The organism is Micromonospora sp. CA-111912, assembly GCF_050948415.1.
In the GTDB taxonomy this organism is placed as follows: Bacteria; Actinomycetota; Actinomycetes; order Mycobacteriales; family Micromonosporaceae; genus Micromonospora.
The window spans coordinates 5031212-5051953 of record NZ_CP192007.1; the positions used below are offsets into that span (position 1 = coordinate 5031212).

Consider the following 20742-nt stretch of genomic DNA (forward strand, 5'->3'; position numbering starts at 1 on the left):
CGCCCCACGCCGACCTCCACGGGTCGACGCGGGCCGGGGTGGGTCAGAGCAGGCGGGAGGACCACAGGAGACTCGTGGCGCCCGCGCAGAGGGCCAGCAGCAGCGCGATACCGGCGTACCACTGGGTGATCTCGCGGGGCTCGGTGCGGAACCCGATCGAGCTGCCCATGTCCTGGTAGACCTGCTTGAGTTCGCTGACCGAGGCCGCCTCGTAGAAGTACCCGTCGGTGGTCTCCGCCAGGTCGGCCAGCGCCAGTCGGTCCACCGGCACCCGCTGGAGCTGCCCGCCGATGTCGACCTGGCCGGCGTCGGTGCCGAAGGCGATGGTGGAGACCGGCACGTTGGCCGCCTGGGCGGCGGCGGCAGCCTCCTCCACCGCCCGCCCGGAGGTGCGGAAACCGTCGGAGAGCAGCACGATCCGGGCCGGCGGGATGCCCGCTGCGCCGTCGGCCGGCACCGATCGGATCGCCTCCAGGCAGGTGAACACCGCCTCGCCGGTCGCCGTCGCCTCGGCCAGCACCAGCCCGTCGATCGCGCTGGTCACCGCGCCCCGGTCCTTGCCGGGCGGCACCAGCACGTTTGCCGACTTGGCGAACGAGACCAGGCCGAGGTTGTAGCTCTCCGGCAACTCGCCGACGAACTGCTTGGCCGCCTCCTGGGCGGCCTCCAGCCGGTTCGGCGGCACGTCGTCGGCCTGCATGGACAGCGAAACGTCGATGGCCAGCATGACGGTGGCCCGCTCCAGCGGCTCCCTGGTGTCGATCGCCGGCCGGGCCAGGGCGGTGGACAGCACCAGCAGGCAGAGCAGGAACGCCACCGCCGGCACGTGCCGCCGCCAGCCCAGCCCCTTCGGCGCCAGGGTGCGCAGCAGGTCCACGTTGGTGAACCGCATCGCGTACGCCCGGCGGTGCAGCTGCCGCCACACGTACAGCGCGGCGAGGGCGAGCACCGGCAGCACGGCCAGCAGCCACCACGGTTGCAGAAAACGGATCATCGTGTCGTCCCCCGGGTGCGGGCGTGCCGCTGAGCGGCCACGAAGCGCACCATGTCGAGCAGCCAGTCGGTGTCGGTCCGCAGTCGCAGGTGGGCCGCTCCGGCGGCGCGGAGCTGGGCGGAGATCTCCGCGCGCTGGGCGGTGGCGGCCTCGGCGTACCGGCGGCGCAGCCGCGGGTCGGCGGTCTGCACCTCGTGCAGCTCCCCGGTCTCCGGGTCGACCACCGGCAGCACCCCCACGTCGGGCAACTCCAGCTCGCGCGGGTCGACCACCTCGATCGCCAGCACGTCGTGCCGGACCCGCAGCTTACGCATCGGCCGCGCCCACTGCGGCGGCGGCGCGAGGAAGTCGGAGATGACCACCGCGACCCCCCGTCGGCGGGGCGGCCGGTTCAGCATGTCGACCAGCGCGCCCAGGTCGCTGCGCCCGGGCCGGATCTCGGTGCCGGCGATCGCCCGCAGCAGACCCTGCGCCTCCTTCCGCCCGGACCGGGCGGGCAGCCGGACCAGCCGGCCGGGGCCGGGCGGCGGCGTGCCCCGGCGGCGGCCGGCCGGGGCTGCCGCAGCGGCTCCGCTGCCGACCACCGCCCCGATCCGGTTGCCACCGCGCACGGTCAGGTGGGTCAGCGCGGCGGCGGCGGCCACCACCACGTCCCGCTTCAGCCATTGGCCGGTGCCGAAGTCCAGGCTCGCGGACAGGTCCACCGCGAGCCACGTCTCCAGCTCCCGGTCGGCGACCGTACGCCGCACGTGCGGCGTCGTCGTGCGCGCGGTCACCGGCCAGTCCATCCGGCGTACGTCGTCGCCCGGCCGGTACTCGCGCGACTCCCCCGCCTCGCTGCCCGGGCCGGGCAGCAGTCCGGCGTAGTCGCCCTGGAGCAGGCCGTCGAGCTTGCGGGTGACCATCAGCTGGAGCCGGAGCAGCAGCGCGTCACTGCGGGGGGCGGCGGGTGAGGGCGACCACCGCGTACCCCCGGTGGGGGTGGGGGTGGGTGAGGTCACGGCCGCTGCCCGGGCCACCCGGCGGCGGCTGGCGGCGGGCCGTTCGGGGTGGCCTGCTGGCGCGGGGCCACCGACGGCAGCGGGATGGTCGACATCACCCGGTGCACCACGTGGTCGGCCGGCACGTCGTCGGCGAGCGCGTCGTAGCTGAGCACCAGCCGGTGACGCAGGATGTCCGGCGCGATGTCCTGCACGTCCTGCGGGAGGGCGTAGTCCCGGCCACGCAGCAACGCCAGCGCCCGGGCGGCCCGGACCAGTCCGAGCGAGGCGCGCGGGCTGGCGCCGTACTGGATCAGTTGCGCGACGTCGGGCATGCCGTGCTCGGCGGGGGCGCGGGTGGCCAGCACCAGCCGAACCGCGTAGTCGACCAGCGCGTTGTGCACGAAGACCTGGTCGGCCTTGCGCTGCAGGGCGATCAGGTCCTCGGTGTCGAAGACCCGCGTCGACTGCGGCGGGGTCACCCCCATTCGGTACACGATCTCCCGCTCCTCGGCGTCGGTCGGATACCCGACGACGATCTTCATCAGGAAGCGGTCCCGCTGCGCCTCCGGAAGCGGGTAGACGCCCTCTTGCTCGATCGGGTTCTGGGTGGCCATCACGAGGAACGGGTCCGGCACCCGGTGGGTCTGGCCGCCGATGGACACCTGCCGCTCGCCCATCACCTCCAGCAGGGCCGACTGCACCTTTGCCGGGGCCCGGTTGATCTCGTCGGCGAGCAGGAAGTTGACGAAGACCGGACCCAGCTCGACGTCGAACTTCTCGCTGGACTGCCGGTAGATCCGGGTGCCCATGATGTCGGCGGGGACCAGGTCCGGGGTGAACTGCACCCGGGCGAAGGATCCGCCGACCACCCTGGCGAGGGTCTCCACGGCGAGGGTCTTCGCCACCCCGGGCACCCCCTCCAACAGGCAGTGCCCCCGGGCGAGCAGCGCCACGAACATCCGCTCGACCATCCGGTCCTGGCCGACGATCACCCGCTTGATCTCGAACAGCGCACGCTCCAGCAGCGTCGCGTCCTGGGCCGGGGTGGTCGTCGGCGGCGCCGACGTCGGGGGGATGTCCGGCGCGCTGCCGTTCGGCGTCGGGGTGTCGGGCGTGGTCGGCTGGGCCACCGGTCCTCCACAGCATGATCGATTGTCGCGGCGTGGTGCGTGTCAAGACTCGCATGCCCGGCTGAGTGCCGAGGCGGGGAGAAGCCGTTTTCCGCCACGCCGTCCCACCGCCCCGAATCGCCGGTCACGGGTTTACACCAGGGGGTCCGGCGTGTGTACCATTCACCCCGTCGCCGGGCGGCTCCCCCCGTGGCCGCCCGGCGCTCAGCCTTCTCGTCGCGCGCCTAGACTGGCCCGGATGAGCCTCCCCCTCCCCGCCGACGCGGCACCGATTTGCTCGGCCCGAGGCTGTCGCGCGCCCGCCGAGTGGGCGCTGCGCTGGAACAATCCCCGCCTGCACACCGCCGACCGGCGCAAGACCTGGCTCGCCTGCGCCGACCACCGGTCCTCACTCGGCGACTTCCTCGACGCACGCGGCTTCCTTCGAGAGGTCACGCCGCTCGCCGGATCGCCTACGCTCGACTGGTGAACGCGCAGAGCGGACCCTCCCGGTGACCGGCGACCCCGTCGGCGGCCCACCGGCCGTCCCACCCGGCCCGCACCCCGCGCCACCGCCGGCCCCGGCCTGGTCGGCGCCGTCCCCGCACGGCCCGCTGGAGCCGTGGCCGGACACCGTGCGGTGGCAACCGGTGTCCGGCGACCTGATCTGGGTGGAGCTGCTGCGGCTGGCGGCGCTGCTCGGGGTGCTGCTGCTGGGTCTCGCCGTCGGTTGGGCGTTGAGCGGGCACTGGCTGTTCGGTGCCGCCCTCGGCGCGGTCGTGCTGGCCGGGGCGTGGCGGGTCGTCACCATCGTGCGCGCGGTGCACGCCTGGGGGTACGCCGAGCGCGAGAACGACCTGCTGGTGCGACACGGGCTGCTGGTCCGCCGGCTGTCCATCGTGCCGTACTCGCGAATGCAGTTCGTCGACGTCAGCGCCGGCCCGCTGGAGCGGGCCTTCGACCTGGCCACGGTGCAGCTGCACACCGCCGCCGCGGCCAGCGACGCCCGGGTGCCGGGGCTGCGCCCGGCGGAGGCCTCCCGGCTGCGCGACCGGCTCACCGCGCTCGGCGAGGACCGCGCGGAGGGCCTGTGAGCCAGGGCCAGCACAACACCGACCCCGCCGGCGCCCAGCACCCCCCGCAGTTCCCGACCCCCGCGCCTGCCGCGCCGCCCACCGCCCCCCCGTACGGGCCCGAGGTGGCCGTCGCCCCGCCCGGCGGGCCGGGGCAGCAGCTCCCTGACCAGCGGGCCGGTGGCGGGGAGCCCCGGCAGCGGTTGCACCCGCTGAGCCCCGCGCTGCACGGGGCCAAGTCGCTGGTCGTGGTCATCGCCGGGCTGTCCTGGTCGACCCTGTCCCGGGTCGGCTTCAGCTGGTTCGCGGCGATGGTGGTCGTGCTGGCCCTCGGCGCGACCGTGCTCGCGGTGGTCAGCTGGTACAACACCGGCTACCACGTGGTCGGCCGCGAGCTACGGGTGTACGAGGGCCTGCTCTGGCGGCGTACCCGGGCCATCCCGCTGGAGCGCCTCCAGGCCGTCGAGGTCGTCCGCCCGCTGCTCGCCCAGCTCACCGGCCTGGCCGAGCTGCGGCTGGAGGTGGTCGGCGGCGGGAAGACCGAGGCGCCGCTGGCGTACCTGGGGGTGGCCGAGGCCGCCGCCCTGCGGCAGCGGCTGCTCGCGCTCGCCGGCACCGGGACCGCCCCCGGGCCCCAGCCGGCGACCACAGCGACGGACGGACCGGGGGTGCAGCACGCGGCCTCGCCGGTCCCGCAGGGGCGGACGCTGCACGACGTGTCGAACCGGGACCTGCTGGTCAGCCAGCTACTCACCCCGCAGGCGCTCCTGCTCCCCCTCGGCGTGGCCTTCGTCGTGGCCCAGTTCCTCTCCGAGGACTCCTGGTCGTTCATCGCGGTGGCGAGCACGCTCACCGCGATGGCCGGCGTGCTGCTGCAACCGGTACGCCGCGTCCTCGACGACTGGAACTTCCGGCTGGCCCGGGACGAGGGCACCCTGCGGATCCGCAACGGCCTGCTGGAGACCCGGGCGCAGACCGTGCCGCTGAGCCGGGTGCAGACGGTCGGGGTCACCTGGCCACTGCTCTGGCGCACCAAGGGCTGGCTTCGGCTGCGGTTGGAGGTGGCCGGCTACGCGGCCGGCGAGCCGGACGACCGCAACCGGCCCGACCGGCTGCTGCCGGTGGGCGACGCGCACATCGGGGAACGGATCGTGACAGAGGTGCTGCCGGGGGTGCGGCTGAGCGGGCTGGCGACGAGCCTCCCGCCGGCCCGGGCCCGGTGGCTGCGCCCGCTGAGCCGCCGGGCCGTCGGCGCCGGGCTCGACGAACGGGTCTTCGCCGCCCGGTCCGGGCTGATCACCCGGCAGCTCACCGTCGTGCCGTACGCGCGGATCCAGAGCGTGCGGGTGACCCAGGGCCCGGCGCAGCGGCGGCTGCGGCTGGCGACCGTGCACGCGGACACCGCGGGCGGCGCGGGCGCTGCCGCCCTCGACCGCGACCTCGCCGAGGCGTGGTGGCTGGCGGCGGAGCTGACCGCGCGGGCGCACGCCGCCCGCAACCCCGGCTGAGCCGGCCCGCCGCGCGGCCGGAACCGCCGGCCGCAACGGGTCCGGCAGGGGCCTCAGCGCGCGGCCGGGACCGCCGGCCGCAACGGGTCCTGCGGCAGCCCGCGCAGGGGCCTCAGCGCGCGGCCGGGACCACCGGCGGATCGCCGGCGGCGGCGGGACCGACCGGCTCGGGCCCCCCGTCGCCCGGCTCCGGACCACCCGGCCCCCCGCCGGCCGGCTCCGACGTGACCGGTGCCCGGCGCGACCGGCGGGCCGCCCACCAGCGTTCGGCCAGGCCGACCACGAGGAAGGTCATCCCCACGTACGCCCAGCCGACCAGCACGTCGATGACGTAGTGCTCGCCGGAGTAGACCAGGGTGAAGGTCATCGCCAGCGGGTACGCCAGCAGCAGCGGCCACCACCGGCGGCGGGTCGCCCCCAGGAAGAACAGCACCACGAACAGTGCCCACGCGGTGTGCAGCGACGGCATCGCGGCCACCGGGTTGGAGGCGATCTGCCCGGCGTTGAGCAGGTTGCCCGCGCCGTGCATGCCGAACGCCTTCCAGCCCCGGGTGGAGATCCGGGCGACCTCGGTGAGCAGGCCGTTCTGCGCCGCCCACCAGGGCGGGGCGGCCGGGTAGAGGAAGTACGTGACCAGCCCGGCCGCGCAGAGGAAACCGAAGCGCCGCATGTACGCGGCCCACCGGCGCCGGTTGCGCATCCAGAGCACCGCGGCGGCGGCGAGGGTCACCACGAAGTGGGAGAAGTAGACCCAGCTGGCGAGCACGTCCCACCAGCGCACCTCGGGCCGGTAGAAGTGCTCCTGCAACCAGACGGTCGGCACCTCGCCGCCGGTCGCCCAGCCGAACATGAACCGGTCGGCGACGATCAGCTCCATCGCGTGCGGGGTGGCCCCGTTGTCGGCGAACCCCCGGGACAGGTTGTAGGCCGCGAGGAGCAGCACCACCGGCACCCAGTCCCGGGCGAACAGCAGGTGGGTGCGCCACGGGCGGTGCGAGTTCCAGGCGACGGTGCCCGCCCAGATCCAGAGGAACGCGTACGCCGGGTCGGTGGGCAGGCCGATGCCGAGCCAGCCGACCACGAAGGCGACGGCCCAGACCGACATGGCGATCACCCGACGGCGACCGCCGTCGGGCGGGGCGGGCGGCGCGGGCGGTCCGGGCGGTCCGGCGGGGGCGGGGGTCTGTGGGTCAGTCACGACGGCCATCGCCGTCCAGGTTAACGGCGGCACCGCGACCCGCCGACGGCGACCACCTAGGGTGGGCGCATGCAGGAGCAGTCGGAGCAATCCCTCGCGCCGGGCCTGTCGGCCCGGGTCGAGCTGACCGTGACCGACGCCGACACCGCGCGGGCCCTCGGCTCCGGCGACGTGCCGGTGCTGGGCACGCCCCGGGTGCTCGCCCTGGTCGAGGCGGCCACGGTCGCGGCCACCGCCGACGACATGCCGCCGGGCCGGACCACGGTCGGGCTCCGGGTCGAGCTGGACCACCTGGCCCCCACCCCGGTCGGCCGCACGGTGGCGGCGCACGCCCGGCTCGCCACGGTCGACGGACGACGGCTGCGGTTCGAGGTGAGCGTCACCGACGGCGCGGAGACGGTCGCCCGGGGGCTGGTGGACCGGGTGCTGGTCGACCGGCAGCGCTTCGTCGAGCGGGCCGGCGGGACCCGGCCCGGCTCTCCGGCCGACGGGGGGCCCGCCGATGCTCCGGCCGGCGGTCGCCCCGGTGACCGCGCGGCGGCGGCCGGGTCGTGACGCTGCGGTTCGTCGAGGTCGCCGACGGGGTGCACGTGCTGCGGGAGCCGCTGCTCGACGTCAACGTCACGCTGGTCGTCGGCGACGGCGCGGCGCTGGTGGTGGACACCCTCTCCACCACCGGGCAGGCCAACGAGCTGGCCGTCGCAGCCCGCGCGGTCACCCCACACCCGTGGACGGTGGTGAACACCCACCACCACTTCGACCACTGCTTCGGCAACGCCACGCTCGCCGCCGACCCGGCCCGCCCGGTGTACGCGCACGAGGTCGCCGCCGCGGCGCTGCGCGAGCGCCCCGACGAGCTGCGCCGGGCGGCGTACGAGGAGATGCGCGGCGAGCGGCCGGGGCTGGCCGCCGAACTGGCCGGCACGGCGCTGCTGGCCCCGACGCATGTCGTTCGCCGGGAGACGGTGCTGGACGTCGGGGGCCGGCGGGTGCTGCTGCGCCATCCGGGGCACGGGCACACCGACGCCGACCTGATGGTCCACGTGCCGGACGCGGACGTACTGGTCGCCGGGGACCTCGTCGAGCAGGGCGGGCCGCCGGCGTTCGAGGAGTCGTACCCGTTGCGGTGGCCGGACGCGGTGGCCGAGCTGCTGCGGCTGACCACCCCGGGCACGGTCGTCGTGCCGGGGCACGGCGAGCTGGTCGACCCGGAGTTCGTCCGGGCCCAGCACGGCGAACTGGTCGAGCTGGCCTGGCTGATCCGGGCCGGCCACGCCGGGGGCGCCCCGCCGGAGCGGGTGGCCGCCGAGGCCCCCTTCGGTGCCCGCGCCGCCCTGTTCGCGGCCCGCCGGGGCTACGCCGAACTCGACGGCACCGGCTGACCCGACCGGGTCAGTCGGCGGGGGTGATGAGGGCGGCCAGGCGGGGCAGGTGGGGCATGGCCTCCGCCAGGGCCCGGCGGCCGGCCGGGTCGAGGGCGGCGAGGGCGGCGGCGAGCAGCTCGGCGCGGTGCCGCTCGTAGTCGGCCATCCGCTGCCGCGCGGCGTCGGTGAGGCGCAGCAGGACCAGCCGCCGGTCGCCCGGGTCGCGCTCGCGGTGCAGCAGCCCGGCGCCGGCCAGGTCGCCGACCAGGGTGCTCACCGTGTTCGGCGCGGTGCCCAACCGCCGGGCCGTCTCCTTGATGCTGATGTCCGGGTGGGCGCGGACCACCAACAGCAACTCCACCTGCGCCTCCGGCAGCGCCGGCCGGTTGGCCCGCCGGACGGTCGAGCGGCGCAGCAGCCGGTGCAGCTCCGCCACGGCGGCGCTGAGCCGCGCGGGGGTCTCGTCGCTGGACAGGGGTCACCTACTTCACAGCGCAACATCTCTGATGACAGAGCTAAGGTTACCCGAATCCGACTTTTTCTGGGGGCCTCGTGGCGCGTGTGGTGCAGTCGACCGGCAGTCCGACGCCGGCCGCCGGTCGGCGGGGCTCCGGCGTCCCGGCACCCGGCGGGCGGACCGCGGCACCCGGGGTGCCGCACCAGCGCGCCGGGGCACCCGTCCCGGGGACCGGGACCGGGACCGCCGACCGGGGCACCGGGATCGGGCTGCTGGTGCTGCTCGGGGCGCTCACCGCAGTCGGCCCCCTCTCGCTGGACATGTACCTGCCGGCGTTCCCAGCAATGGCGGACGAGTTGGGGGCCAGCCAGGCCCAGATCCAGCTCTCGCTGACCACCTGCCTGATCGGCATGGCCCTCGGCCAGCTCGTCACCGGCCCGCTCAGCGACCGGTGGGGCCGCCGCCGGCCGGTGCTCGTCGGCCTCGTCGGGTACGCGCTGCTGGCCCTGGTCTGCGCGGTCGCCCCGAACGCCGGCACGCTCGCCGCGGCCCGCTTCATGCAGGGCTTCGCCGGCGGGACGGGTGTGGTGGTGGCCCGGGCGATCGTCCGGGACCTGTACGCCGGCCGAGCCGCCGCGAAATACTTCTCCCGGCTCACCCTGATCTTCGGGGTGGCCCCGGTGGCCGCGCCCGGCGTCGGCAGCCTGGTGCTGCGGTTCGGGTCCTGGCGGGCGGTCTTCGTCACCCTCGCGGTGATCGGCCTGCTGCTCGCCGCCGCGGCGGCCTGGCGGCTGCCCGAGACGCTTCCCGCCGAGCGGCGCAGCACCGGGGGCGTGGCCGGCATCGCCCGGACCATGGGGTCGCTGCTGACCGACCGGGTCTACCTCGGGTACGTGCTGACCCAGGGGCTGGCCTTCGCCGCCATGTTCGCGTACATCTCCGGCTCGCCGTTCGTCTTCCAGGACGTGTTCGGCGTCTCCAGCGGCACGTTCAGCCTGATCTTCGGCCTCAACGCGCTCGCCCTGGTCGCCGCCGGGCAGGCCAACGCCCGGCTGCTCGACCGGTTCAGCCCGCGCGTCCTGCTGGTCGCCACCCTGCTGGTCGGCGCCGTGGCCGCCGTGGGCGTGCTGACCGGCGCGGTGGCCGGCAGCCTGTGGCCGCTCGCCGTGGCGTTGTTCGTCTTCGTCGGCACGATCGGCATGGTGATGCCCAACAGCACGGCGCTGGCGCTGGACCGGCACGCCAGCCACGCCGGCACGGCCGCCGCGCTGCTGGGGGCGCTCCAGTCGGTGATCGGCGCGCTGGCCGCGCCGCTGGTCGGGCTGGGCGGCGAGGGCAGCGCCGTGCCGATGGCGGCGGTGCTTGCCGGCGCCGCCGCGCTCTCCCTGGCCGCCGTGCTCACCCTGGCCCGGTCCGCCGGCCGGAGACGGCCGGGGTCAGCCGGCGAAGCGGCGTAACACCTCGGCGCGGGTGGGCATGGCCACCGCGCCGCCCGGGGACTCGCAGACCAGTCCGGCGACCCGCAGCGCGAACGCGACCCGCCGGTGCCAGTCGGCCGGGTCGGTCGGCTCGCCGTCGACCAGCAGGTCGGCGACGAGCGCCCCCATCACCGAGTCGCCGGCGCCGGTGGCGTCCACCGCGCGCACCCTGGGCGCTGGCACGCGTACCGGATCGGCGCCTGCGGCGGCGACCACCGCGCCGGCCGGGCCGAGGGTGACCACCACGGTCGCTGCCCCCAGTTCGCGCAGGTACGCCGCGACCCCCTCGACCGGCTCGCCGGGGTAGAGCAGTTCGGCGTCGGCGGTGCTCAGCTTGACCAGGTGGGCGGAGGCGGCGAACTCGGCCACCGTCTCGCGCAGCCCGGCCAGCGCGGCCGGCCCGGCGAGCAGCCGGGGCCGCACGTTCGGATCGAAGACCCGCAGCCCGGACGCGATCCTCCAGGCCCGGCGCGCGGCGGCCAGCACCGGCGGCTGGAGCAGCACGACCGACCCGCAGTAGACGACGTCGGCGCCCGCGACCAGGTCGGTGTCGAGGTCGTCGGTACCGAACAGGCCGTAGGAGGGCGGCTCGCCGTAGAACCGGAAGTCGGGCTCGGGACCGGCGAAGGTGGCCACCGCCAGCGCGGTCGGCACGGGGACGGTGGCCACCCCGGCCAAACCGACGCCCGCCCCGGTCAGGAAGTCGCGGATCCGCCCGGCCAGGACGTCGTCGCCGAGCGACCCGACGAACTGCACCGCACCGCCGAGCCGGGCTACGGCGACCGCCACGTTCAGCGGCCCGCCGCCGACGGCCTGCCGGTAGACCGGCTCGCCGGCGTGCTCGGTATCGAGCAGGTCGACCAGTGCCTCGCCGAGCACCACCGCGTATCCCATTCCGGTCCTCCGTCCACGCCGCGCGCCGAACGATCTTGTCCCACCAGGCTGGCACAGTACGCGCCACGACGAGCGCCGAAGCCACCGTATTGGCCTACGGGCGAGCCGGGCGAGGGGCTGGGAGACCCAGCCGCGAGCACCTCGCCGAGCGCAACTGACACATCGAGCAACAGCTATTGCGCGCCGTCGGCGTCCGTGGTGGGATGGCGCTTGCCGGGCGGTGCGGGGGCTGCCGCGCCGCCGGCGCCGGGTTCACATCCACGCGAGGGCACCGGTCCGCGAGTCGGACCGCCGACGGCGCACGTACGCCGGCCACCCGCCGGGGCACGTCCGCCTCAACCGCCGTATCCGCGTCGGGCGGCGCTGCCGCCCGCGTTGCCCGCGGGCGCCCGCGTCCCGCGAGTGAGGAGAACCCGTGTCCCACCGTTCGCGTACGGCCGCGTTGCTCACCGCGGCCACCACTCTTCTCATGGGCGCCGTCGCTCTGACGGCGGGGCCCGACCCCGCCGTCGCGCACGGCGCCGCGATGACCCCCGGCAGCCGGACCTACCTGTGCTGGAAGGACGGCCTCAGCCCCACCGGTGAGATCAAGCCGATCAACCCGGCCTGCACGGCGGCGGTCGCCCAGAGCGGGGCGAACTCGCTGTACAACTGGTTCAGCGTATTGCGCTCCGACGCCGGCGGCCGGACCGTCGGCTTCATCCCCGACGGCAAGCTGTGCAGCGGCGGCAACCCTGGCTACACCGGGTACGACCTGGCCCGCACCGACTGGCCGTTGACCCACCTGACCGCCGGGGCCCGACACAACTTCAAGTACAGCAACTGGGCCCACCACCCGGGCACCTTCTACTTCTACGTGACGAAGGACAGTTGGAGCCCGACCCGGGCGCTGGCCTGGAGCGACCTGGAGGAGCAGCCCTTCCTCACGGTGACCAACCCACCGCAGAACGGCGGGGTGGGCACCAACGAGGGGCACTACTACTTCAGCGGCAACCTGCCGTCGAACAAGAGCGGCCGGCACATCATCTACTCACGCTGGGTCCGTTCGGACAGCCAGGAGAACTTCTTCGGCTGCTCCGACGTGGCCTTCGACGGGGGCAACGGCGAGGTCACCGGGGTCGGCAACGGCGGCTCGCCCGGCCCGACCACCCCGCCGCCGAGCCCGACGACTCCCCCGCCGAGCCCCACCAGCCCGCCGCCGAGCCCGACCACCCCGCCGCCGCACGGCGGGGACTGCATGGCGGTCTACAAGGTGGTCGGCGCCTGGTCCGGCGGATTCCAGGGCGAGGTGACGATCATGAACCACGGCGCGACGTCGTTCGCCGGCTGGAAGGCGACACTGACCTGGCCGAGCGGGCAGACCATCCAGAGCCTGTGGAACGGCTCGTACACCACGTCCGGGTCGACCACCACGGTGACCAACGCGGCCTGGAACGGCACGGTCGCCCCGGAGGGGACGACCGCGTTCGGCTTCGTCGCCAGCAGCACCGGGACCAACGCCCTGCCCACGGTGAGCTGCACCCGGGCGTGACCCCGCCCGGATGAAGCGGAGGGCACCCTGCCACGCGGGCGGCGGCAGGGGGCCCTCCGCACCGGCTCAGCGGACCATGGAGCCGACCACCGGCTTGGTCAGCAGCGCGGACTGGTTGCGCTGGATGCCCGGGTCGAGCGTCTTGGCCACGAAGATCGCGTGCCAGATGCAGAAGATCAGCACCGTCCACACCTTGCGGGAGTGGTCGGCCTCCTCCCGCTTGTGCTCCTCCAGCAGCCGCATCGCGTACGACAGGTCGATCAGCTCGCCCGCGCCGGAGTTGGAGATCACCCAGCGGGCCCACTCGTACATCTCGCCGCGCAGCCACACCCGCGTCGGGGTGGGGAAGCCGAGCTTCTTGCGGTTGACGATGGCCGGGGGCACCACACCCTGGAGGGCCTGGCGCATGGCGTACTTGGTGGCCTCGGAGCGCGGCGGGAGCTTCAAATCCACCGGGATGGTGGCCGCCACGTCGAACACCGCGCGGTCCAGGAACGGCACCCGGACCTCCAGCGAGTGCGCCATCGAGATCCGGTCGGCCTTGACCAGGATGTCGCCGCGCAGCCAGGTGTACAGGTCGATGTACTGCATCTTGGTGACGTCGTCGAGCTCGGTGCACTCGGCGTAGATCGGTGCGGTGACGTCGGTGTAGCGCACCGAGGGGTCGTAGCGGCGCATCAGGTGCTGCTTCTCCTCCTCGGTGAACATCCGGGCGTTGCCGTAGTAGCGCTGCTCGATCGGGGTGGTGCCGCGCTCCAGGAAGCTCTTGCCCTTCACCCCCTGCGGGATGGCCTTCGAGACCGCACGCAGGCCCTTCTGCACCCCGCCGGGCAGGCCGTTGACCGTGCCGAGGGAGAGCGGCTCCCGGTAGATGGTGTACCCGCCGAAAAACTCGTCGGCGCCCTCACCGGAGAGGACCACGGTGACGTGCTCGGCGGCCTTCTTCGCCACGAAGTACAGCGGCACCAGCGCCGGGTCGGCGACCGGGTCGTCCAGGTGCCAGACGATCTTCGGCAGCGCGTCGATCATGTCCTGCGGGCCGATCTTGGTCGGCATGATGGTCACGTCGAGGTGCTGGGCCGACTCCTGGGCGACGTCGATCTCCGAGTACCCGGGGACGTCGTAGCCGACGGTGAAGGTGAGGATGTGCGGGTTGAACTCCCGGGCCAGGGCGACCACGGCGGTGGAGTCGATGCCGCTGGACAGGAACGAGCCGACCGGCACGTCCGAGCGCATGTGCACCCGGACGCTCTCGCGCAGCGTCTCCCGGATCTCGTGGTAGAGCCGCTGCTCGTCGCTGACCGGGGCCGGCCGGAACACCGGCCGGTACCACCGGCGCACGTCGATCCGGCCACCCGGGGTCCAGGTCAGGTACTCCCCCGAGCCGATCCGGTTGATCCCCCGGTGCAGGGTGCCGGGCTCCGGGACGTACTGGAGGGTCAGGTAGTGGCTCAGGTTCGCCGGGTCGATCCCGGCGTCCCCGGCGTACGCGGACTGCGCGAACGGCAGCAGCGCCTTCTTCTCCGAGGCGAGGTAGAGCCCGTCGGCGGTCTCCAGGTAGTGCAGCGGCTTGATGCCGAAGTAGTCGCGGGCGCCGAACGCGCGGCGCTCCTGCCGGTCCCAGATCACGAACGCGAACATGCCGCGCAGCCGGGTGAGCACCTGCTCGCCCCAGAAGTGGTAGCCGGCGACGATCACCTCGCCGTCGCCGGCGGTGGCGAACTGGGCCCCGTAGGTGCGTACCAGCTCGTCGCGCAGCTCGATGTAGTTGTAGATCTCGCCGTTGAAGGTCAGCAGGTAGCGTCCGCCCGCGTACGGCAGCGGCTCGTGGCTGGACGCCACGTCGATGATCGCGAGCCGCTTGTGCCCGAACACCCCGTCCGCGTACTGGCCGGTCGCGTCGCCCACCACCTCGACACCTGTCTCGTCCGGTCCGCGGTGGTGCAGGCACTCCAGCGCCCCCGCGATGTGGTCGCGGTGGGCGGCGGCGTTGCCGTTCGCGCTGAAGAAGGCCAGGAGTCCGCACATGCCGGTCATCTTTCCACGCGGCCGGGACGGACGTCGCAGGCACCGCAGGCACCCCACATCCGCGCGCGAGGGGTAGCGTCTGGGCCAGCGGCGTGGCGGAGGGAGCGGATCATGAGCGAGAAGCGGGCGGGCGACCAGCCTACGGACGGCACCGAATCACACGACCCGGACTTCCCGGAGGCGTTCCTGTCGTTCATGCGCCAGGGCTGGCGGGACGCGGCCCTTCCGGTCGGCCCCCGGGTGGAGGTGCCCAACCACGCCAAGCGGCGGGCCGCGCTCTCCGCGGCCTTCCCCGGCGAGACGCTGGTGATCCCCACCGGCGAGGAGAAAGTACGCGCCAACGACACCGAGTACCGGTTCCGGCCGGGCAGCGACTTCGCGTACCTGACCGGCGACCACGACCCGGACGGCGTGCTGGTGCTGCGCCCGAACGGCTCGGGCCACGACGCCACCCTCTACACGCGGCCCCGGTCCTCCCGGGAGACCGACGAGTTCTTCCGCAGCCGGCACGGTGAGCTGTGGGTGGGCCGGCGGCACACCCTGGCCGAGAAGTCGACCGAGCTGGGCCTGCCCACCGCCGACCTGACCGAGCTGGACGCGGCGCTGGCCGAGCTGGCGCCGGGGCGTACCCGGGTGCTGCGCGGCTTCGACGCCCGGGTGGACTCGGCCGTGCGCCCGTACGACGGGCCGCGCGAGGAGGGGCAGCCCGCCCGGGACCGGGAGCTGGCGATCGCGATCTCCGAGGCCAAGCTGGTCAAGGACGAGTGGGAGATCGCCCAGCTCCAGGACGCGATCGACGCCACGGTGCGGGGCTTCGAGGACGTGGCCCGGGTGCTGCCGGCCGACCGGGCGGTCTCCGAGCGGCTGCTGGAGGGAATCTTCGCGCTGCGCGCCCGGCACGACGGCAACGACGTCGGCTACGGCTCGATCGTCGGGGCCGGCGAGCACGCCACGATCCTGCACTGGGTGCACAACCACGGCGTCACCCGGCCGGGCGAGCTGCTGCTGATGGACATGGGCGTGGAGAACCGCAACCTCTACACCGCCGACGTGACCCGGGTGCTCCCGGTCGACGGCCGGTTCACCCCGCTGCAGCGGCAGGTCTACGACATCGTGTACGCCTCCCAGCAGGCCGGCATCGACCTCATCAGGCCGGGGGTGCAGTTCAAGGACGTCCAGCTGACGTGCATGCGGGTGCTGGCCGAGGGCCTGCACGACCTGGGCCTGCTGCCGGTGAGCGTGGACGAGGCGATGGACGAGAAGTCGACGGTCTACCGCCGGTGGACGCTGCACGGCTTCGGGCACATGCTCGGCATCGACGTGCACGACTGCGCGAACGCCCGTAAGGAGACGTACCGCGACGGCGCGCTCGGCGAGGGCTACGTGCTCACCGTCGAGCCCGGGCTGTACTTCCAGCCGGAGGACGAGCTGGTCCCCGAGGAGCTGCGCGGCATCGGCATCCGGATCGAGGACGACGTGCTGGTGACCGCGACCGGCGCGGTCAACCTCTCGGCCGGGCTGCCGCGCCGGGCCGACGAGGTGGAGACGTGGCTGGCCGAGCAGCGCGAGGCGGGTCCGCGCCTGCCTGGCTGATCCTCAGGTACGACCACGGCGGGCTCCGCCGCCGGTACGCGACGTTTCGACCGTCGACGCACCGGTGGCGGGGCCCGTCGCCGTTTCCCCCTGCGGCACCTTCGTGTACGGCATCGCCCGACTGCGGACTCCCGACCGATCCGAGAACAATGCGGGGTTTTTTCGGATACGTCCTCCTCGTGAGGAACGCTCTCATACGGTGGGGATCAGAAGGCTGCAACCCATTTGTAGCTGGTCGCGCCCCTTCGGGCGGTGCGGCCCCGTCTGGTAGCAGGAGAGGGCGGAAGGTTCTGATGTCCAACGACGAAACGACTCCCGGCGGCGGGGTGCACGCCACCCCGCCGGCGAAACGACGGCGGGCTCTCTGGGTCGCCACCGGCGTTGCCGGCCTGACCGGCGTCGTCGGCCTCGCGGCGCTCGGCGGACTGGCCACCCGCGAAGACAAGTCCGACGACGCGAACCGACTGTCGGATCAGCACTCGGCCACCGCGAAGCAGAACGTCAGCGACGCCGGCCGGGCCGACGAGGAACGCGGCAAGGAGAACGGCGGCCAGGACCCCGGCAAGCAGGACGACTGGAGCGATGCCGAGTGGTCCGGTCAGGACGACCGGTCCGGCAAGGACGACCGGTCCGGCAAGGATCGGGACAAGGACCGGGACGGCCGGGGTGAGCGTGACGAGGAGGGCCGGGTCCGCGAGGTGCCCTGCGACGACGACGCGCTGGTCGAAGCGGTGGTACGGGCCAACAACGAACTCGGCGGCACGCTGAAGCTCGCCCGGGACTGCAAGTACGAGCTCAGCGACCACGACCGCAAGAACGGCTCCGCCCTGCCCACGATCCGCCAACGGATCATCATCAAGGGCGACAAGTCCACCATCGAGCGCGACTCCAGCGACGCATTCCGCATCTTCACCGTCGGCGAAGGCGGCGAACTCACCCTCAAGGGCGTCACCGTCAAGGACGGCAACGCCGCCCGCGAGAAGAAGAAGGAACAAGAACCCTGGCCCACCACACCCGACAACACCACCCCATCGGCGGTTGGTGAGGCGACCAAGGCAGACCCGGCAGCCGCCGCGCCGGCCCCCGAGATCGCGCCGGTCGCGCCGGTCGCACCGGGGATGCCCGGTAAGCCGGGTGGAGAGCTGCCCGGCAAGCCGGGTGGCGACACGCCTGGCACCTATGACGAGGGTGCCGACGGCGGCGCGATCCTCGTCAAGCCCGGCGGCAGCGCCTTCCTCGAAGACAGCAACCTGTTCAACAACAACGCCAGCGGCAACGGCGGCGCCATCGCCAACTTCGGCCGCGTCCACCTCGACCGCACCACCATCGAAAACAACCACGCCAAAGACAACGGCGGCGGCATCTTCAACGCCGGCATCCTCAAGATCAAGGAATCCCACATCACCAACAACACCGCCGGCAAAAACGGCGGCGGCATCGCCAACGGCAACACCCACGAACCCAAGACCAACACCTACGAACCCAAAATCACCATCGGCACCACCGCCACCGGCACCGTCGAAATCACCAAGAGCACCATCAACAGAAACACCGCCAACCACAACGGCGGCGGCATCTACACCGCCAACGGATTCCTCGACATCACCTCCACCGACATCAAGGACAACACCGCCTGCCACAGCGGCGGCGGCATCTACGCCACCGACACCAACCTCCACCTCCGCCACGTCACCATCGACAACAACAAAGCCAGCGAAGACGGCGGCGGCATCTACAACACCAGCACCACCAACAAACCCAAAACCACCAAAGACAACGACAAAGACCACGACGACAACAAAGACCGCGGCAGCGCCACCATCGACGACAGCGCCATCCGCGGCAACACCGCCGGCCGCCGCGGCGGCGGCATCTTCAACGGCGACCCCGACCTCAAACCCGGCCCCAACAAAGACAACCGCGCCACCCTCACCCTCCGCAACAGCGAGGTCAAGGGCAACACCGCCGGCAACGGCGGCGGCATCTTCAACAACCGCGGCCGAGTCAACATCACCAACACCAAAATCACCAAGAACACCGCCACCGACACCAACAAGCCCTACGACATCGCCGGCGGCATCGTCAACAACGACGGCAAAGTCCGCCTCGACGACGAATCCATCGTCATCGACAACGACCCCACCAACTGCACCGGCCACATCCCCAACTGCTTCGCCTGACCGAGGCTGAACCACATAGCGGAGACAGGGCCCCTCCCAGCGCCGACCGGCGGCGGGAGGGGCTCCTCGCGCCCTGACAGCTACGTCCGGATTAGGGCCGCCCTGAGCATGCTGTACCCCTAATGTGCGGTTTCTTCGGATCTGACCGCGCTACGAAGAACATTCTCATAAGGTGTTCTTAAGTAGCTACAACCGATTTGTAGCCAAGGGGCCTCGCGATGGCGAAGCACCTTGTCTGGTACGAGGAGAGAGCAGAGAGCTCCGATGTCCAACTACCTTCCGAAGAGCACCGATACGGCGCGGGAAACCGGGGCGGCGCCGCGCCACCGCAAGCTGTGGCTCGTCACCGGCGTGGCCGGCCTGACGGGCGTCGTCAGCCTCGTCGCCGTGGGTGCCGCCACCGGCGCGGGGGCGGCGGGATTGAACCGGCTGGACAACCTCAAGTGGTCCACCGCCGAGCAGGTCGTCAAGGACGACGGGCCCGGCAGGGACGCTCGTGACGAGCACCGCGACAAGGACCGGGACAAGGACCACGACAAGGACCGCGACAAGGACCAGGACGGCCGGGGTGAGCGTGACGAGGAGGGCCGGGTCCGCGAGGTGCCCTGCGACGACGACGCGCTGGTCGAAGCGGTGGTACGGGCCAACAACGAACTCGGCGGCACGCTGAAGCTCGCCCGGGACTGCAAGTACGAGCTCAGCGACCACGACCGCAAGAACGGCTCCGCCCTGCCCACGATCCGCCAACGGATCACCATCAAGGGCGACAAGTCCACCATCAAGCGCGACTCCAGCGACGCATTCCGCATCTTCACCGTCGGCGAAGGCGGCGAACTCACCCTCAAGGGCGTCACCGTCAAGGACGGCAACGCCGCCCGCGAGAAGAAGAAGGAACAAGAACCCTGGCCCACCACACCCGACAACACCACCCCACCGAAGACCGACACCCCGCCGACCGGTGCCAAGCCAGACCCGGCGGCCGCACCGGCCGCCAAGGCAGAGCCGGCCGTCGCGCCGGCCGCCAAGCCGGGCCTGGCAGCCGCGCCGGTGGTCAAGGCAGACCCGGCCGCCGCACCGGTAGCCGCACCGGCCGCCAAGCCGGTCCCGGCCGCCGCCGCACCGGTAGCCGGGACCACTCCGGCCACGCCGACCGCGCCGGCCATGCCGGGGATGCCAGCCGCGCCGGTCGTGCCGGTCGTGCCGGTCGTGCCGGTCGCACCGGTCGTGCCGGTGGTGCCGGTGGTGCCGGTCGCCCCGGTCGTGCCCGGTGAGTCGGGTGAGTCGGGTGGGGGTTCGCCCGGGACCTATGACGAGGGTGCCGACGGCGGCGCGATCCTCGTCAAGCCCGGCGGCAGCGCCTTCCTCGAAGACAGCAACCTGTTCAACAACAACGCCAGCGGCAACGGCGGCGCCATCGCCAACTTCGGCCGCGTCCACCTCGACCGCACCACCATCGAAAACAACCACGCCAAAGACAACGGCGGCGGCATCTTCAACGCCGGCATCCTCAAGATCAAGGAATCCCACATCACCAACAACACCGCCGGCAAAAACGGCGGCGGCATCGCCAACGGCAACACCCACGAACCCAAGACCAACACCTACGAACCCAAAATCACCATCGGCACCACCGCCACCGGCACCGTCGAAATCACCAAGAGCACCATCAACAGAAACACCGCCAACCACAACGGCGGCGGCATCTACACCGCCAACGGATTCCTCGACATCACCTCCACCGACATCAAGGACAACACCGCCTGCCACAGCGGCGGCGGCATCTACGCCACCGACACCAACCTCCACCTCCGCCACGTCACCATCGACAACAACAAAGCCAGCGAAGACGGCGGCGGCATCTACAACACCAGCACCACCAACAAACCCAAAACCACCAAAGACAACGACAAAGACCACGACGACAACAAAGACCGCGGCAGCGCCACCATCGACGACAGCGCCATCCGCGGCAACACCGCCGGCCGCCGCGGCGGCGGCATCTTCAACGGCGACCCCGACCTCAAACCCGGCCCCAACAAAGACAACCGCGCCACCCTCACCCTCCGCAACAGCGAGGTCAAGGGCAACACCGCCGGCAACGGCGGCGGCATCTTCAACAACCGCGGCCGAGTCAACATCACCAACACCAAAATCACCAAGAACACCGCCACCGACACCAACAAGCCCTACGACATCGCCGGCGGCATCGTCAACAACGACGGCAAAGTCCGCCTCGACGACGAATCCATCGTCATCGACAACGACCCCACCAACTGCACCGGCCACATCCCCAACTGCTTCGCCTGACGGCAGGCAGGGCTGGTAGCCGGCAACGGTGACACCGGCCACGGG

General features: G+C 72.6%; 16 protein-coding genes and 1 pseudogene. 10 read left to right on the plus strand and 7 right to left on the minus strand.

What is annotated here, in order from left to right; all coding sequences use genetic code 11:
* Window positions 1-43 precede the first annotated feature (43 nt).
* Genes ACQPZO_RS20690 through ACQPZO_RS20700 form a run of 3 tightly spaced genes read right to left on the minus strand, consistent with a single transcriptional unit; the run spans window position 44 to window position 3107 of the window.
* Window positions 44-994 carry a VWA domain-containing protein gene (locus ACQPZO_RS20690; RefSeq protein WP_433343242.1) on the minus strand — a complete coding sequence of 317 codons (951 nt, stop codon included), beginning with the start codon at window positions 992-994 and terminating at the stop codon, window positions 44-46.
* Window positions 991-2013 (minus strand): DUF58 domain-containing protein, encoded by a 1023-nt coding sequence (locus tag ACQPZO_RS20695; protein ID WP_433343243.1) that lies wholly within the window; start codon window positions 2011-2013, stop codon window positions 991-993. Before ACQPZO_RS20695 ends, ACQPZO_RS20690 begins: the two co-directional genes overlap by 4 nt.
* Window positions 1992-3107: an AAA family ATPase gene (locus tag ACQPZO_RS20700; protein WP_433343245.1), complete on the minus strand. Its 1116-nt coding sequence runs from the start codon at window positions 3105-3107 to the stop codon at window positions 1992-1994. The genes ACQPZO_RS20695 and ACQPZO_RS20700 overlap by 22 nt, the downstream gene beginning before the upstream one ends.
* A gap of 238 nt (window positions 3108-3345) precedes the next feature.
* On the opposite strand from ACQPZO_RS20700, the gene ACQPZO_RS20705 reads away from it, so the two are divergent.
* From ACQPZO_RS20705 to ACQPZO_RS20715, 3 genes are read left to right on the plus strand one after another with little or no spacing between them, the layout of a single operon-like run.
* The gene (locus ACQPZO_RS20705) at window positions 3346-3576 is read left to right on the plus strand and encodes a hypothetical protein (protein WP_396674645.1); all 231 of its coding nucleotides are present in this window, start codon (window positions 3346-3348) and stop codon (window positions 3574-3576) included.
* 22 nt (window positions 3577-3598) lie between these two features.
* Window positions 3599-4180, plus strand: coding sequence for a PH domain-containing protein (locus ACQPZO_RS20710; protein ID WP_433343246.1), 582 nt, complete (start codon window positions 3599-3601; stop codon window positions 4178-4180).
* Entirely contained in the window at window positions 4177-5667 is a 1491-nt protein-coding gene (locus tag ACQPZO_RS20715; RefSeq protein WP_433343247.1) for a PH domain-containing protein, read from the plus strand. The genes ACQPZO_RS20710 and ACQPZO_RS20715 overlap by 4 nt, the downstream gene beginning before the upstream one ends.
* A gap of 112 nt (window positions 5668-5779) precedes the next feature.
* Here ACQPZO_RS20715 and ACQPZO_RS20720 read toward each other — a convergent pair whose 3' ends face one another.
* Window positions 5780-6874, minus strand: a complete 1095-nt coding sequence (locus tag ACQPZO_RS20720; protein WP_433343248.1) for a phosphatase PAP2 family protein — start codon at window positions 6872-6874, stop codon at window positions 5780-5782.
* Between the two features lie 60 nt (window positions 6875-6934).
* On the opposite strand from ACQPZO_RS20720, the pseudogene ACQPZO_RS20725 reads away from it, so the two are divergent.
* Together ACQPZO_RS20725 and ACQPZO_RS20730 are read left to right on the plus strand one after the other, a co-directional pair.
* Window positions 6935-7324, plus strand: a pseudogene (locus tag ACQPZO_RS20725) (thioesterase family protein); the annotation flags it as partial.
* A gap of 92 nt (window positions 7325-7416) precedes the next feature.
* On the plus strand, window positions 7417-8247 hold the full coding sequence (locus ACQPZO_RS20730) for an MBL fold metallo-hydrolase (RefSeq protein ID WP_433343250.1): 831 nt from the start codon (window positions 7417-7419) through the stop codon (window positions 8245-8247).
* Between the two features lie 10 nt (window positions 8248-8257).
* Here the strand turns inward: ACQPZO_RS20730 and ACQPZO_RS20735 are convergent, their stop codons facing one another.
* Window positions 8258-8704, minus strand: coding sequence for a MarR family winged helix-turn-helix transcriptional regulator (locus ACQPZO_RS20735; RefSeq protein WP_433351120.1), 447 nt, complete (start codon window positions 8702-8704; stop codon window positions 8258-8260).
* A gap of 176 nt (window positions 8705-8880) precedes the next feature.
* Here ACQPZO_RS20735 and ACQPZO_RS20740 point away from each other — a divergent pair, with 176 nt between their 5' ends.
* A complete protein-coding gene (locus ACQPZO_RS20740; RefSeq protein WP_433351122.1) occupies window positions 8881-10143 on the plus strand; it encodes a multidrug effflux MFS transporter in 1263 nt (420 codons plus the stop codon).
* Here the strand turns inward: ACQPZO_RS20740 and ACQPZO_RS20745 are convergent.
* Entirely contained in the window at window positions 10123-11058 is a 936-nt protein-coding gene (locus tag ACQPZO_RS20745) for a PfkB family carbohydrate kinase (RefSeq protein ID WP_433343252.1), read from the minus strand. The genes ACQPZO_RS20740 and ACQPZO_RS20745 overlap by 21 nt on opposite strands.
* Before the next feature lie 415 nt (window positions 11059-11473).
* Between ACQPZO_RS20745 and ACQPZO_RS20750 the strand changes: the two genes are divergently transcribed.
* Window positions 11474-12589 carry a lytic polysaccharide monooxygenase gene (locus tag ACQPZO_RS20750; protein WP_433343253.1) on the plus strand — a complete coding sequence of 372 codons (1116 nt, stop codon included), beginning with the start codon at window positions 11474-11476 and terminating at the stop codon, window positions 12587-12589.
* 66 nt (window positions 12590-12655) lie between these two features.
* Here the strand turns inward: ACQPZO_RS20750 and asnB are convergent, their stop codons facing one another.
* Entirely contained in the window at window positions 12656-14617 is a 1962-nt protein-coding gene (gene asnB / locus ACQPZO_RS20755) for an asparagine synthase (glutamine-hydrolyzing) (protein WP_433343254.1), read from the minus strand.
* Between the two features lie 111 nt (window positions 14618-14728).
* Between asnB and ACQPZO_RS20760 the strand changes: the two genes are divergently transcribed.
* The 3 genes from ACQPZO_RS20760 (at window position 14729) to ACQPZO_RS20770 (ending at window position 20697) form a co-directional block, all read left to right on the plus strand.
* Entirely contained in the window at window positions 14729-16210 is a 1482-nt protein-coding gene (locus ACQPZO_RS20760) for an aminopeptidase P family protein (RefSeq protein WP_433343255.1), read from the plus strand.
* A 326-nt stretch (window positions 16211-16536) separates the two neighbouring features.
* Entirely contained in the window at window positions 16537-18390 is a 1854-nt protein-coding gene (locus ACQPZO_RS20765) for a hypothetical protein (protein ID WP_433343257.1), read from the plus strand.
* A 600-nt stretch (window positions 18391-18990) separates the two neighbouring features.
* Window positions 18991-20697 (plus strand): hypothetical protein, encoded by a 1707-nt coding sequence (locus ACQPZO_RS20770; protein WP_433343259.1) that lies wholly within the window; start codon window positions 18991-18993, stop codon window positions 20695-20697.
* Window positions 20698-20742: the final 45 nt, after the last annotated feature.

Coding starts and splice junctions, on each gene's coding strand:
- ACQPZO_RS20760 (WP_433343255.1), top strand. CDS start 14,729: ATGAGCGAGAAGCGGGCGGGCGACCAGCCTACGGACGGCACCGAATCA.
- asnB (WP_433343254.1), bottom strand. CDS start 14,617: ATGTGCGGACTCCTGGCCTTCTTCAGCGCGAACGGCAACGCCGCCGCC.
- ACQPZO_RS20705 (WP_396674645.1), top strand. CDS start 3,346: ATGAGCCTCCCCCTCCCCGCCGACGCGGCACCGATTTGCTCGGCCCGA.
- ACQPZO_RS20745 (WP_433343252.1), bottom strand. CDS start 11,058: ATGGGATACGCGGTGGTGCTCGGCGAGGCACTGGTCGACCTGCTCGAT.
- ACQPZO_RS20720 (WP_433343248.1), bottom strand. CDS start 6,874: ATGGCCGTCGTGACTGACCCACAGACCCCCGCCCCCGCCGGACCGCCC.
- ACQPZO_RS20690 (WP_433343242.1), bottom strand. CDS start 994: ATGATCCGTTTTCTGCAACCGTGGTGGCTGCTGGCCGTGCTGCCGGTG.